The organism is Devosia sp. P3_B2, from assembly GCF_056402875.1.
This window is the reverse complement of the sequence record NZ_JBFUGO010000025.1, coordinates 1-12,523: the sequence shown is the minus strand read 5'-3', so window position 1 is coordinate 12,523 and position 12,523 is coordinate 1. Positions and strand designations below refer to the sequence as shown.

The following is a 12,523-nucleotide window of genomic DNA, read 5'->3' as shown; positions in this document are numbered from 1 at the left end:
GCGGAAACCATCACGGCAAGGACCGGTTCGCCGGTCAAGCCGCTATCACGCGAGGGTCGCTCGATGCGGAGTGGCCCAAGGGACGAAGCCTGGCACGCATGAGCCGGGCGGGAGCAAGGAAACGCGGTGCTGGCATTCCGGCCGCCGACTGAGGTCCCATCGTTCTCGCGATGCGGCAGGGGATGCGCCCCGGCCCTGGTGGCATAGGCCCAAAACCCCGGCCGGCCGGCGAGGCGTGAGCCTCATTCATCTGCGGACTACCGCTACGGGGCAAACGCCTCGCCGGTCCCGCTTCGTCTTCCTCGATGAGGGGAAGGTTCTTTGAAAACTCCGAAGCCGAAAGGCGGTCGGACCTGTTCGCTCGCCCCGAGGTTGGCACCCACCACAGTGTCGCCCGTGTTACGTCTCCGACCTTTCCAAGAATTCACCCAGCTTACCAAGCTCTAATGCGACTTCCCGGCCCTGGCTTCCTAAGTCTAAGGCGGGCGGAATGCGGTTGAAGGTGTGCGATGAAGCGGTGGTTCAAGTGGATTGCGTTGCTGGTGGTGGTCGGGGCGGCGGGCGCCGGCTGGCTGGTGTTCAGCGCGCCGGCCAAGGACGAAGTGCCGCGGACGACACCGGTGGCGCGCGGCAATATCGAAGAGACGGTGCTCGCCTCGGGCGTCATTGAGGCCAGTTCGCTGGTCAGCGTCGGCGCCGAGGTTTCGGGGCGGATCAAGACCCTCAACGTCCAGCTCGGCGATGACGTGAAGGCCGGCGACGTGATTGCCGAAATCGACTCGCTGAACCAGGAAAACGCGGTGAAGGCAGCGCAGGCGTCGCTCGCCAATACCCAGGCGCAGAAGACCATCCAGGCGGCGAACCTGGCACAGGCGAAGACCGCGCTGGAACGCGCCGAAAAGCTGAGCCCGCAGAAACTGATCTCCGATGCCGACCTGCAAACGGCGCAACTCGCGGTGCAGACCGCCGAGGGGCAGTTGCAGGCGATCGACGCGCAGATCGATCAGGCGCAGATCAATGTCGAGGCGGCACAGCTCAACCTCGACCGCACCAAGATCGTGGCCCCGTCCGACGGCACGGTGGTGGCCGTGTCGGTGGAGGTTGGCCAGTCGGTCAACGCCAACAATTCGTCACCGACCATCGTCAAGCTCGCCAACCTCGACAAGATGGTGGTGAAGGCCGAGATCTCGGAAGCCGACGTGCCGCGGGTTGAGCCGGGGCAGAAGGTGTATTTCACCATTCTCGGCGACCCCGATACGCGCATCGACGCAACGCTGCGTGCGGTGGAGCCGGCACCGGATTCGATCGCCTCGGACGACGCTTCGTCGAGCACCTCCGCGACGGCCGTCTACTACAACGGCCTGTTCGACGTGGATAACCCGGACCACAAGCTGCGCATCTCGATGACGGCGCAGGTGACGATCGTGCTGAAGTCGGCCGACAACGTGCTGACCATCCCCGCTTCCGTGCTGACCCGCAAGGACCGGGATGGCAGCTATATGCTCCCCGTGTGGGACCAGCAGAAGGAAGCTGTCGAGCCCAAGAAGGTCACCATCGGCCTCAACAATAACGTCACCGCCGAGGTGGTCGCGGGGCTCGACGAGGGTGACCTCGTGATCAACACCACGGCCGCTCCCGGTACCGCCCGCTCCGGCAACGCGCAGGGCGGCACGCGCAACATTCTCACCGGCGGCGGCGGGCCACCGATGATGGTGATGCGCTGAGGTCGGGGCGATGAGCGAACCGCTGATCTCCATCCGGCAGCTGCGCCGCGAGTACCCGATCGGGGCCGAAACGATCACCGTGCTGAAGGATATCGACCTCGACATCCAGGCCGGCGAGATGATCGCCATCATGGGCCAGTCGGGGTCGGGCAAGTCGACGCTGATGAACGTGCTCGGCTGCCTCGACAATGGCTGGACCGGTGAGTACCGGCTCAACGGGCGCGACATCTCGCGGCTCGAGCCGAACGAACTCGCTGAGCTGCGCCGTGAGCATTTCGGTTTCATCTTCCAGCGCTACCAGCTGCTCGCCGACCTCGACGCGCTCGAGAATGTCGAGGTGCCGGCGATCTATGCCGGGGCGCGCAAGGAAGCGCGCCGCGAGCGGGCGCACAAGCTGCTCGAGCGACTTGGCCTCGGCGATCGGATGACGCATCGGCCCAATGCCCTGTCGGGCGGCCAGCAGCAGCGCGTCAGCGTGGCGCGGGCGCTGATCAATGGCGGCGAGATCATCCTCGCGGACGAACCGACCGGTGCGCTCGATTCAAAGAGCGGCAAGGAGCTGATGGCGCTGCTCAAGGAGCTCAACGCCGAGGGCCATACCATCATCATCGTGACCCACGATCCGGCAGTCGCAGCGCAGGCAGACCGCGTCGTGGAACTCAGCGACGGCGTGATCATCGCCGACCGCCGCAAGGACGATGCGAACGCTCCGGCGGCGCGTGCCCCCGAGACGATCAAGCGGATCCCGCGGTGGCGCGAGGCATTGGATCGCGTCGGCGAAGCGTTCCAGATGGCGCTGAGAGCGCTATCGAGCCATCGGCTGCGTACCTTCCTCACCATGCTCGGCATCATCATCGGCATCGCGTCCGTAGTGTCGGTGGTGGCGCTTGGGCAAGGCAGCCAGCAGACGGTGCTGGACCGGATCAGCTCGATCGGCACCAACACCATCAACATCCTGCCCGGGACGAACGCCGCCGACCGGCGGCGCGACGCGATCCGCACGCTAGTGCCGGCCGATGCGGCGGTGATCGCGGCAGAGAAGTATGCCGACAGCGTCACGCCGCAGGTGTCGAGCAACGGCACCGCGCGCTATCGCAACATCAGCGCCGGGGCGCAGGTCCAGGGTGTCGGGCCCGACTATTTCCGCGTCAACAATCGCAGCTTCGTCGAAGGCGCGGCATTCGACGAGGGCGGGGTCAGCTCGCTGGCACAGGTGGCGGTGATAGACACCACGGCGCGCGACACGCTGTTCACCAATGGCGAGGACGCGGTCGGCCAGGTCGTGCTGGTGGGCAATGTGCCGCTCAGGATCATCGGCGTTGTGGCCGCGAGCACCAACAATTTCGGGCCGCAGTCGAACTCGATCAGCATCTGGATGCCCTACACGACGGCGATGTCCCGGATCCTCGGCCAGAGCTGGCTCTCGACCATCACGGTGCGCGTCGCCGACAGTGCCGATGTCACCGAGGCGCAGGCGGAGATCGAGGCACTGCTGGAGCGGCGGCACGGCACGGTGGATTTCAGCCTGCAGAACACGGACACCATCCGCGAGACCATCCAGTCGACGTCGCAGACGCTGACGCTGCTGATCTCGGCCATCGCGGTGATCTCGCTGATCGTCGGCGGCATCGGGGTGATGAACATCATGCTGGTGTCGGTGCGCGAGCGGACCCGTGAGATCGGGGTGCGCATGGCGGTCGGAGCGCGCCAAGGCGATATCCTGCAGCAGTTCCTGATCGAGGCGGTGCTGGTGTGCCTGATCGGCGGCACGGTGGGCGTGCTGCTGTCGCTGGGGATCGGGTTTGGCGTCGAGAAGCTTGTGAGCGGCCTGAGCTTCATCTACTCGCCGACGACGATCATCGCCGCCTTCGTCTCGTCGAGCCTGATCGGCGTGCTGTTCGGCTTCATGCCGGCCCGGTCGGCGGCGCGGCTCGATCCGGTGGTGGCGCTGGCCAGCGAGTGATCACCAGATGCCCGGGACCCAGCGGAAGCGAACCCTGCGCATGTAGTCGGAATAGCCAGGCAGTTCCTCGCTGAGCGTCGCCTCTTCGGCGAGCGTCCTCAGGGCCAATGCGACAGCACAGATGATGGCGGGGATGACGGCCACGATCGAGCCCAGCGCCAGCGCCGTGCCGAAGCCCAACGCCGCGCCGCCGATATAGCCCGGGTGGCGGACCGTGGCGTAGGGACCGGCGTCGATAACCTTGTGGCCGCGATCGGTCTGGATGCGCACCGTCAGTTCGAAGTGCCGGTTCACCCCCTGCGCCCAGGCCGTGAGCCCGAAGCCGGCGGCGAAGATCAGGTAGCCGAGCCACACCATGCCATCGGGCAATTGCGACCAGCCGAAGCGATAGTCGAGCCCGGCGACCGGCAGGATGGCGGCCATGGACGTGAGGGTGACGGCGACGAAAGCAAGGTCCCACGTTTTGGTTCCTGCCTGCGGCTTGCGGCGGATGGCGAACAGTTCAGGATCGGCGCGCCAGATGTAGACCATCGCGACGAGGACGGCGGCGACAAAGACGACGAGGTACCACCAGCCGCGGGCCCAGCCGAAGGTGCCGGCGGGGAAGAACAGCAGTGCGCACATGACCAGCAGGCTCACAGCGAGCGAGCCGAGGGCGCGGTATTCGTCGGAACCAAATCCTGGGTGGGTGGCGTCGGACATCACAGACCTCCGCATACCCCTGTATTTTACGCCCGCGCCTGCACGGAGTCACGCACAACCGGCGCCGTACGGGCCGAATTTGGGTCGCCTCCCCAATGCAGGGGAGGCAACATGCTAGTGCTGGTGCGAGTGGTGGTCGTCGAACTCGTGCGGCTTGAAGTGGTAGTCGGCCGAGCAGAACTCGCAGACCACTTCGATCTCACCGTCGATGACCATCTCCTCGCGCTCTTCGGGCGAGAAGTTGTCGCGCAGCATGGCCTCGATCCGCTCGGCTGAACAGGTGCAGCGCTCCTCGAGCTCGATCGGGGCGAAGATGCGCACGCCCGGCTCGTGGAACAGGCGGACCAGCAGCCGCTCGGCCGAGACGTCCGGATCGGCCAGTTCGTCGTCGCCGACGGTCGAGAGCAGCGAACGGGTCTGCGTCCACTTGTCGTCTTCGACAAAATCCGGATCGGCGGTCTCGGGGTTGTCGAAATCGCCGTCGCCCGGCAGATCCGGCATCACCGACTGGCCGTGCGGCGGCAGGAACTGCACCAGCGCACCGCCGGCGCGCCAGTGCGGGCCGCCCTCGCCGCGCACTGAGTGCTGTGCCACCGCAAGGCGGACCAGCGTCGGGATCTGCTCGGACTGCTGGAAATAGGCGTGCGCTACGTCTTCGAGCGAGCCGCCTTCCAGCGCGACGATGCCCTGGTAGCGCTCCATGTGGCTGCCCTGGTCGACGGTCATGGCGAGGTGGCCCTTGCCGAGCAGCTGGCCCGGCTGGGTTTCGCCACGCTGGATAGCATTCATCACCGCGTCGGCGTCGAAGCGGGCATAGCCGCGCAGGCCGTCCGGCGCGTCGAGATCGACGACGATCAGGTTCACCGGCCCATCGGTCTGGGTCTGGAGGATGAACTTGCCCTCGAACTTCAGCGAGGAGCCGATCAACGCGGCCAGCACGACGGCTTCGCCGAGGAGGCGAGCAACGGGAGCCGGATAGTTGTGACGGGTCAGGATCGCATCGAGCGCCGGCCCGAGGCGGACGATGCGGCCGCGGCCATCGAGCCGGTCCAGGGTGAAGGGCACCACGACATCGTCGCCGGATTCCGGGCGATCGAGGCCATAGGAGCTGAGCTCAGTCTGAGTCATCCAATAATCCAATCTCGCGGAACAACACCGCTCCGCTCCCGGACCGGGTTCCGCGCTGGTTCGTGTCGCGCATAATAGTATCGCAGAACGCTAGATGTTCTGCCGGTCTTGGCCCAGTGCCCAGCACAGGATCGCCTTTTGGGCGTGAAGCCGGTTTTCGGCTTCATCAAAGACCACCGATTGCGGCCCGTCTATGACCTCGTCGGTCACCTCGTCGCCGCGGTGGGCCGGAAGGCAGTGCATGAACAGCGCGTCCTTATCGGCCAAGGCCATCAATTGGGTATTCACCTGGTAGGGTTTCAAGGCCCGGCGACGCTCGGCGGCATCGGTGTCGCCCATCGACACCCAGGTATCTGTGATGATGAGGTCGGCGTCGCGCACCGCTTCCTCGGGATCCTCGATCAATTTCACCGCTGCGCCGGCCTTCTTGATGTCGGCAAGCAGGTCCTTTTCCGGGGCGTATTCCTCGGGAACGGCGATGGTGAGGTCGGCGCCGAAGAGCTCGGCGGCATTCACCCAGCTGGCCAGCACATTGTTGCTGTCGCCGACCCAGGCGACCTTGGCGCCCTTGATGTTGCCGCGGTGCTCTTCGAACGTCATCACGTCGGCCATCACCTGGCACGGATGGGCGCGGCGGGTGAGGCCGTTGATCACTGGAACGGTAGCGGCCTCGGCCAGATCGAGCAGATCCTGATGGGTCAGAATGCGGATCATGATCGCATCGACGTAGCGCGACATTACCTTGGCGGTGTCGGCGAGCGTCTCCTCGCGGGAAAGCTGCATTTCCTGGCCGGTGAGGAAGATGGTCTCGCCGCCGAGCTGGCGCATGCCGACATCGAAGCTGACGCGGGTACGGGTAGACTGGCGCTCGAAGATCATCGCCAGCACCTTGTCCTTGAGGAGCAGCGGTCGATCGCCCTTTTTCAGTCGGTCCTTGAGTTCGACGGCCTGGCTGAGCATGCCGCGCAGCGTCGTGGCATCGAAATCGTCGAGGTTGAGGAAGTGCCTAGGTGGGGTAGCGGTCATTTTGGGACCTCTCCTTTTCGGAACGCGCCGAGCGGGAGCTGCTGTCTCCCGCCCTTCAGATCGCGTGCCGTGAATGGGGTCAGGCGGTGGCCTTGCTGGGGGCCTCGGCTTCGATCGCCTCGAAGACGGCCGCGAGCTTGCCCATGGCCTCTTCGATGTCGGCTTCGGTCACCACCAGTGGCGGCAACAAACGAAGCACGTTCTCGTTGGCGGTCATGGCCAGCATATGATGCTCGTCGCGGAGACGTGCCGCGACGTCGCGCACCGGCGAAGCGATGCGGATGCCTGCGAGCAGGCCCTTGCCGCGCTGCTCGAGCACCTGGTTGGGGAAGCGCTGGGCCAGCTGCTGCAGGTGCCAACTGAGCCGCTGGCCCATCTTTTCGACATGCTCGAAGAAGCCGGGCGCCAGCATGCGGTCGAGCACTGCGTTGCCCATGGCCGAAGCCAGGGGGTTGCCGCCATAGGTCGAGCCGTGGGTGCCGGGGATCATGGACTTGGCCACTTCGCCCTTGGCGAGGCAGGCGCCGAGTGGGAAGCCGGCGCCGATGCCTTTGGCCACGGCCATGATGTCGGGCTCGATGCCAGACCACTCATAGGCAAAGAACTTGCCGGTCCGGCCATAGCCACACTGCACTTCGTCGAGGATCAGCAGCATGCCGTGCTTGTCGCAGAGCGCGCGCAGGCCGCGCATGTATTCGGCGGTCATGGCGGTGACGCCGCCCTCGCCCTGCACCGGCTCGATGAGGATGGCGCAGGTCTTGGGGGTGATGGCGGCCTTGACCGCATCGAGATCGCCCGGGGCCAGGTGCTTGAAGCCTTCAAGCGGCGGACCGAAGCCTTCGAGATAGTGCTCGTTGCCGGAGGCGGCGATCATGCCCATGGTACGGCCGTGGAACGAGCCGGTGAAGGCGATGATCTCGTAGCGATCCTTCTCGCCCTTGGCCCAGAAGTAGTGCCGGGCGGTCTTGACCGCGCATTCCACTGCCTCGGTGCCCGAGTTGGTGAAGAAGCACGCATCGGCGAAGGTGTTCTCGACCAACCGCTGGCCCAGCCGCTCCTGCTCGGGAATGGTGAAGGTGTTGGCGGTGTGCCAGACCTTCTCGGCCGCTGCCTTCAGCGCCGCGACCATGTGCGGGTCGCCATGGCCGAGGGCGTTGACGGCCACGCCGGCATGGAAATCAAGGTAGGGAGTGCCGTCCTGCGCGAACAATCGCACGCCCTCGCCCCGCTCAAAAGCGAGGTCGGACCGGGCATACGTACCGTACAGCGCAGACATCTTCGCACCCCTTTCATGGGCTCGTTTCGGGACTGTTGCAAAAGCCCCACAAAAACCAAAAACGCGCTGCGAAAATGCGGCGCGTTGCAGGCTCTCCATATGCCTTTGTGGAGTACTTAAGTCAACGGAAACGGGGATTCCGGGCTCCAAGTGCCTGATTTGAACCGGCTTCCCCCGACTGCCAAATTGCAGACGCTTTTTCCCCGTGTAAAACGGCTGCGACTCTTGCACGGGATTCCGCGACCCGTGTAGTATCAAGGCGTTGGGACACGATATCTCGTGTGGCGGACCCATCAGACCTACGATGCGTAGCGTATCGGGCTGTTGCTGAGGCAACGGCACGGCTGAGGAGTCCGTCAGAGTCCTGAATGGCGGTTTAGGAGCGGATTGTTGATGGGCTGGACTGAAGAACGCGTCGAGCTGCTCAAGAAACTTTGGCTTGAGGGGCTGAGCGCCAGTCAGATCGCTGGGGTATTGGGCGAAGGCGTCACCCGCAACGCGGTGATCGGCAAGGTGCATCGCCTGAAGCTCTCGGGGCGCGCCAAGCCGGCGACGTCGACCCCTCGTGTGCGTACTGCACCGCGGCCGGCTGCGCGCCGTGTTTCGTCGCCTGCCAGCACCTCGCGTTCGAGCGGGCTTGGCACGGTGATGAAGACCCGCAACTCGATGAATGTCGGCGGCGGTGGTGGCGGTGCGATCCAGGGCGCCACGGCGCTGAAGATGGACGAGGAGTTCGCGGTCGAGATGGAGATGGCGCCGCAGGCGGCCGAGCTCTTCATCCCGGTGGAGCAGCGGCTGACGCTGCTGCAACTGAGCGAGCACACCTGCAAGTGGCCGATCGGCGACCCGCTGACGCCCGATTTCTACTTCTGCGGCCAGCACTCGAACGAGGGTAAGCCCTACTGCGAGTTCCACTCGCGCCGGGCCTACCATCAGATCGACAAGAAGAAGCGCTGAGCGGTTCATAGTTTCTCCAAAGGCCGGGTTTGATCCCGGCCTTTGTCGTTTTAGCCGGTCCGGGGAATGGGGGGATAAATGCCCACGACGACGACCTACCTGGCGCTGCTGCGCGGCATCAATGTCGGTGGCAAGAACAAGGTGCCTATGGCGGGGCTGAAGAAGCTGCTCGAAGACATCGGGCTCGAGGGCGTCTCGACTTACATCGCCAGTGGCAACGCCATTTTCCGCTCCAACCTCGCGGCCAAGACGATTGCGCGGAAGATCGAGGAGGAGCTGACCTCGACGTTCAAGCTCGATGATGAACTGGTCAAAGTGCTGGTGCTCAGCCACAACCAGCTCAAAGCGGTGCTCGACAAGCGGCCCAAGGGGTTCGGCGACGAGCCGGACAAGTACCACAGCGATGCGATCTTCCTGATGGACATCGACCGGGACGAGGCGTTTGCCGTGTTCAAGCCGCGCGACGGGGTCGACAAGGTCTGGCCTGGCGAGGGCATGATCTACTCGCAGCGGCTCAGCGCGGAACGCACCAAGAGCCGGCTCGGTCGCATCGTCGCCTCGCCGCTCTACAAGTCGATGACCATCCGCAGCTGGCAGACGACACAGAAGCTGCTCGAACTGCTGGAAGCGGTGAAGGACTAGCGCAGGGCTGCGAATGCTTTCGCCAATACGTCCTGAGCGTCTTCCCGCGTGCCATCTGCAGTGACGATGCGGATACGCTGGACAGTGTGGCCGTTGTAGAGGCTGACCATGAAGTCCTCGACGCTGAGCTTGCCGTAGTCGGCGAGTGGCACTTCGACGGCTTCGGTGACGAGTTCGGCGCGCCCGGCAACGAGGTCAAAGACCAGCGCCAGCGCCGGATGAGCGCTGGCGAGGCCGGCCCGGAACTCCAGCACATCGCCCGCCGGTTCGGCGCGGGCAGCGAACAGACGGTCGGCGTAGGCATCGACCAGGAGGGCCGCCAGCATCGCCTTCTTGCGCGACAGCATGGCCCGCCGCGCGTCGGCGATCGCTTCCTCGAGATAGGCGAGGTGGCGCGGGAGGTCAGCCGAGGTGCTTATGAAAGAACTCCAGTGAGCGGACCGAGGCCTTGGTGCAGGAGGCCTCGTCGAACTTCTCCGGGCGGTCGCTGTTACAGAAGCCGTGATCGCCGTTGTAGACGTAGATGTCGACCTCCGGGTGGCGGGCCTTCAGTTGCTCGACCTGCTCCAGCGGGATGCCCTGATCCTTGTCGCCGTAGTGCATTTCGAGCGGCACGTTCGGGGTGAGCTCGATGTAGTTCGGCACGCCGCCGCCATAGTAACCGGAGGCGGCGCTGAGGCCCGCGACCTTGCTGGCGGCGATCCAGCTGACGCGGCCGCCAAAGCAGTAGCCGGTGATACCGACCTTGCCACCCTCGGAAGCCGCGGCGATGGCGGCCTCCACATCGGTCATGGCGGTATCCATCGAGAACTTCTTCATCAGCTCACCGACCAAAGGGAAATGGTCGGCACCGTAGTTCTCGCTTTCAAAGCCGTACTCGGCGCGGTCGAACATCGCCGGGGCGATGGTCAGGTAGCCATGGCGGGCCCAGCGGTCGGCGACGCTGCGGACCCAGTTGCTGAGGCCCCAGACTTCCTGGATGAGCACCACGCCGCCGCGCGGCTTGCCTTCCGGCTCGGCGCGGTAGGCGTTGAGGACGAAGCCGTCGGAAGCGGTGAGTTTGATACGTTCGCCCATGGGGAAACTCCGGTCAGAATGGCTTGGGAAGGGAGGATGGATCGCTAGGTCAGGATCGGCGTTGCGGGGCCAGGTGCGGCCGGGTGCAGCAGGCCCTCGGCCTTGAGCTCGGACCATAGCGCATCGGGGATCGGCTTGCGGTAGCCGGCGAGGTTGTCGTTGAACTCGGCGACGTTGGAGAAGCCGGGGATGATGGCGGTGATCGCGTCGTGACCGAGCGGGAAATTGAGCGCGGCGCGGATCAGGGTAGTGCCGTGCTTGCTGCATAGCTCCTGGATGCGGCGGGTTTTCTCGATCATTTCGGGGCTGGCCTGGGCGTAGTCGAACTGTGCGCCGGGGATCGGGCCGGTGGCGAGGATGCCGCTGTTGAGCGGGGCGCCATCGACGATGGCGACGCCTTCACGCAGGACACGCGGCAGCAGGGTGTCGATCACCTGCTGGTCCAGCAAGGTGTAGCGGTTGGCGAGGAGGAAGATGTCGAAGTGGGCATGGTTCATCAGTTCGTCGATGATCTGCCACTCGTTGACACCTGCCCCGATGGCCTTCACGGCGCCCGAGGACCGCAGTTCCTCGAGGGCGCGAATGCCGCCGCCTTCGAGGGCCTGGCGCATGGTCTCGGCATGGCGCTCGCGCTGGCTGAAGGCGCCGATGTCGTGGAGGAACAGGATGTCGATGCTCTCGAGTCCGAGCCGCTGCAGCGAGTTGTCGTAGCTCTTCATCACCCCGTCATAGGTGAAATCGAACACCGGGCGGAACGGCATGGCGCGGGGATCGCCAAGGCGCTCCATGGCGAAGGCGCGGTCCGGCACCAGGAGGCGCCCGACCTTGGTCGAGAGCGTGTAGCTGTCGCGGGGCTTATCGCGGAGAAAATCGCCGATGCGACGTTCCGACAGGCCGGCGCCGTAGAACGGCGCGGTATCGAAGTAGCGGATGCCGGCGTCCCAGGCGGCCTGCAGCACTTCACGCGCCCCGGCATCGGTCGGGGCGCGCTTGAGGTCGCCGAGCGGCGCGCCGCCGAAGCCGATGCGGCTGATGTCGAGGCCGGTCTTGCCGACGGGACGGACGGGGATCAACGAGCTGCCCACAGGAGCCCCCGGTGCAGGATGGTCTTGATCTCGGGCTTGTCGAGTTCGGCCGGCTTGTGGCCGAGCGCCGTGTAGAAGACGCGGCCGTGGCCGTAGGCGGACTTGTAGACCACCGGCATCTTGGCGCCCTTTTTCCAGAAGGCGTGCTCGCCGGAGAAGGTGGTGGTGGCCAGGACCTCAACGGTGGGATCGACGTGCATGTAGTACTGCTCAGAGGTGTGCTCGAAGCTGTGGATGCCGGCCATGATCGGATCGTCGGTGACCCTCGGGTCGACCCGGTAGGTGATGATGTCGCCGGGGTGGGTTGCGAAGGTGCAGCCGCCGAGGAAGCGCATCCGCGCGTTGCCGGGAAAGCTGGTGGCGAGGGCGTGGTGGAAACCGGCGAGGCCGGTGCCGGCTTCGATGGCGGCGCAGAAGCGGATGGAGTTCTCGCGGTCGAGTTCACCGCCGGTGATCTGCGGCACGATCAGGTCGTAGGAGCCGACATTCTCGCCGCCGAGCGCGGTGTAGTCGTCCGTCACGGTAACGCCAAATCCCTCGCCTTCGAGGATCTCACGCACGACGTGCGCGCCCTTCTCGGGCTCGTGCAATTCGAGCCCGCCCCATACGACCAATGCTGTCTTCATTATCCTCGTCCTTGCCGAGAACCGGCGGGAGACCTGAACAAAGGCAGCGGGTTAAGGCAAGTGACAATTGGGATGAAAGGGACGCGGGGCCGGGATGTTTTGGCTCACGTGCTGGTGCCGAAGCACCTCAGGATGGGCCCCGGCCTTCGCCGGGGTGACGCCGTGGGCGGGGTGAGATCACGACAAGCGAACAGGTCCGACAGCCCCAGGGGCTTCGGAGTTTCAAAGAGCCGTTCCCGGTAGGGAACGAAGCGGGACCGGCGAGGCGTTTGCCCCGTAGCGGTAGTCCGCAGATGAAAGAGGCTCACGCCTCGCCG

12 protein-coding genes are annotated in these 12,523 nt (G+C 65.2%); 4 read left to right on the top strand and 8 right to left on the bottom strand.

The features are described from left to right. The first annotated feature begins 509 nt into the window (after positions 1–509). Together AC1DV8_RS22835 and AC1DV8_RS22830 are read left to right on the top strand one after the other, a co-directional pair. Positions 510–1,724: an efflux RND transporter periplasmic adaptor subunit gene (locus AC1DV8_RS22835; RefSeq protein WP_477159034.1), complete on the top strand. Its 1,215-nt coding sequence runs from the start codon at positions 510–512 to the stop codon at positions 1,722–1,724. 10 nt (positions 1,725–1,734) lie between these two features. After that, the gene (locus AC1DV8_RS22830) at positions 1,735–3,687 is read left to right on the top strand and encodes a MacB family efflux pump subunit (RefSeq protein WP_477159033.1); all 1,953 of its coding nucleotides are present in this window, start codon (positions 1,735–1,737) and stop codon (positions 3,685–3,687) included. Here AC1DV8_RS22830 and AC1DV8_RS22825 read toward each other — a convergent pair whose 3' ends face one another. The 4 genes from AC1DV8_RS22825 to AC1DV8_RS22810 all read right to left on the bottom strand — a co-directional run bounded on the left by AC1DV8_RS22825 (position 3,688) and on the right by AC1DV8_RS22810 (position 7,819). Beyond that, positions 3,688–4,389, bottom strand: a complete 702-nt coding sequence (locus AC1DV8_RS22825; protein ID WP_477152348.1) for a methyltransferase family protein — start codon at positions 4,387–4,389, stop codon at positions 3,688–3,690. 114 nt (positions 4,390–4,503) lie between these two features. Next, positions 4,504–5,517, bottom strand: a complete 1,014-nt coding sequence (locus AC1DV8_RS22820) for an Hsp33 family molecular chaperone (RefSeq protein ID WP_477152347.1) — start codon at positions 5,515–5,517, stop codon at positions 4,504–4,506. Between the two features lie 90 nt (positions 5,518–5,607). After that, positions 5,608–6,543 carry an ornithine carbamoyltransferase gene (gene argF, locus AC1DV8_RS22815; protein ID WP_477159032.1) on the bottom strand — a complete coding sequence of 312 codons (936 nt, stop codon included), beginning with the start codon at positions 6,541–6,543 and terminating at the stop codon, positions 5,608–5,610. 79 nt (positions 6,544–6,622) lie between these two features. Then, positions 6,623–7,819, bottom strand: coding sequence for an acetylornithine transaminase (locus tag AC1DV8_RS22810; protein ID WP_477152345.1), 1,197 nt, complete (start codon positions 7,817–7,819; stop codon positions 6,623–6,625). A 393-nt stretch (positions 7,820–8,212) separates the two neighbouring features. On the opposite strand from AC1DV8_RS22810, the gene AC1DV8_RS22805 reads away from it, so the two are divergent. Then, positions 8,213–8,776 (top strand): GcrA family cell cycle regulator, encoded by a 564-nt coding sequence (locus AC1DV8_RS22805; RefSeq protein WP_477152344.1) that lies wholly within the window; start codon positions 8,213–8,215, stop codon positions 8,774–8,776. A 78-nt stretch (positions 8,777–8,854) separates the two neighbouring features. Beyond that, positions 8,855–9,418, top strand: a complete 564-nt coding sequence (locus AC1DV8_RS22800; RefSeq protein WP_477152343.1) for a DUF1697 domain-containing protein — start codon at positions 8,855–8,857, stop codon at positions 9,416–9,418. Here AC1DV8_RS22800 and AC1DV8_RS22795 read toward each other — a convergent pair. The 4 genes from AC1DV8_RS22795 to AC1DV8_RS22780 are packed head-to-tail and all read right to left on the bottom strand — an operon-like array spanning position 9,415 to position 12,206. After that, complete coding sequence (locus tag AC1DV8_RS22795) at positions 9,415–9,765, bottom strand: hypothetical protein (protein ID WP_477152342.1); 351 nt, start codon at positions 9,763–9,765, stop codon at positions 9,415–9,417. The genes AC1DV8_RS22800 and AC1DV8_RS22795 overlap by 4 nt on opposite strands. Before the next feature lie 55 nt (positions 9,766–9,820). Then, a complete protein-coding gene (locus AC1DV8_RS22790) occupies positions 9,821–10,495 on the bottom strand; it encodes a dienelactone hydrolase family protein (RefSeq protein WP_477152341.1) in 675 nt (224 codons plus the stop codon). A gap of 44 nt (positions 10,496–10,539) precedes the next feature. After that, the gene (locus AC1DV8_RS22785) at positions 10,540–11,580 is read right to left on the bottom strand and encodes an aldo/keto reductase (protein WP_477152340.1); all 1,041 of its coding nucleotides are present in this window, start codon (positions 11,578–11,580) and stop codon (positions 10,540–10,542) included. Then, positions 11,565–12,206 (bottom strand): ThuA domain-containing protein, encoded by a 642-nt coding sequence (locus AC1DV8_RS22780; protein ID WP_477159031.1) that lies wholly within the window; start codon positions 12,204–12,206, stop codon positions 11,565–11,567. The genes AC1DV8_RS22785 and AC1DV8_RS22780 overlap by 16 nt, the downstream gene beginning before the upstream one ends. Positions 12,207–12,523 lie beyond the last annotated feature (317 nt).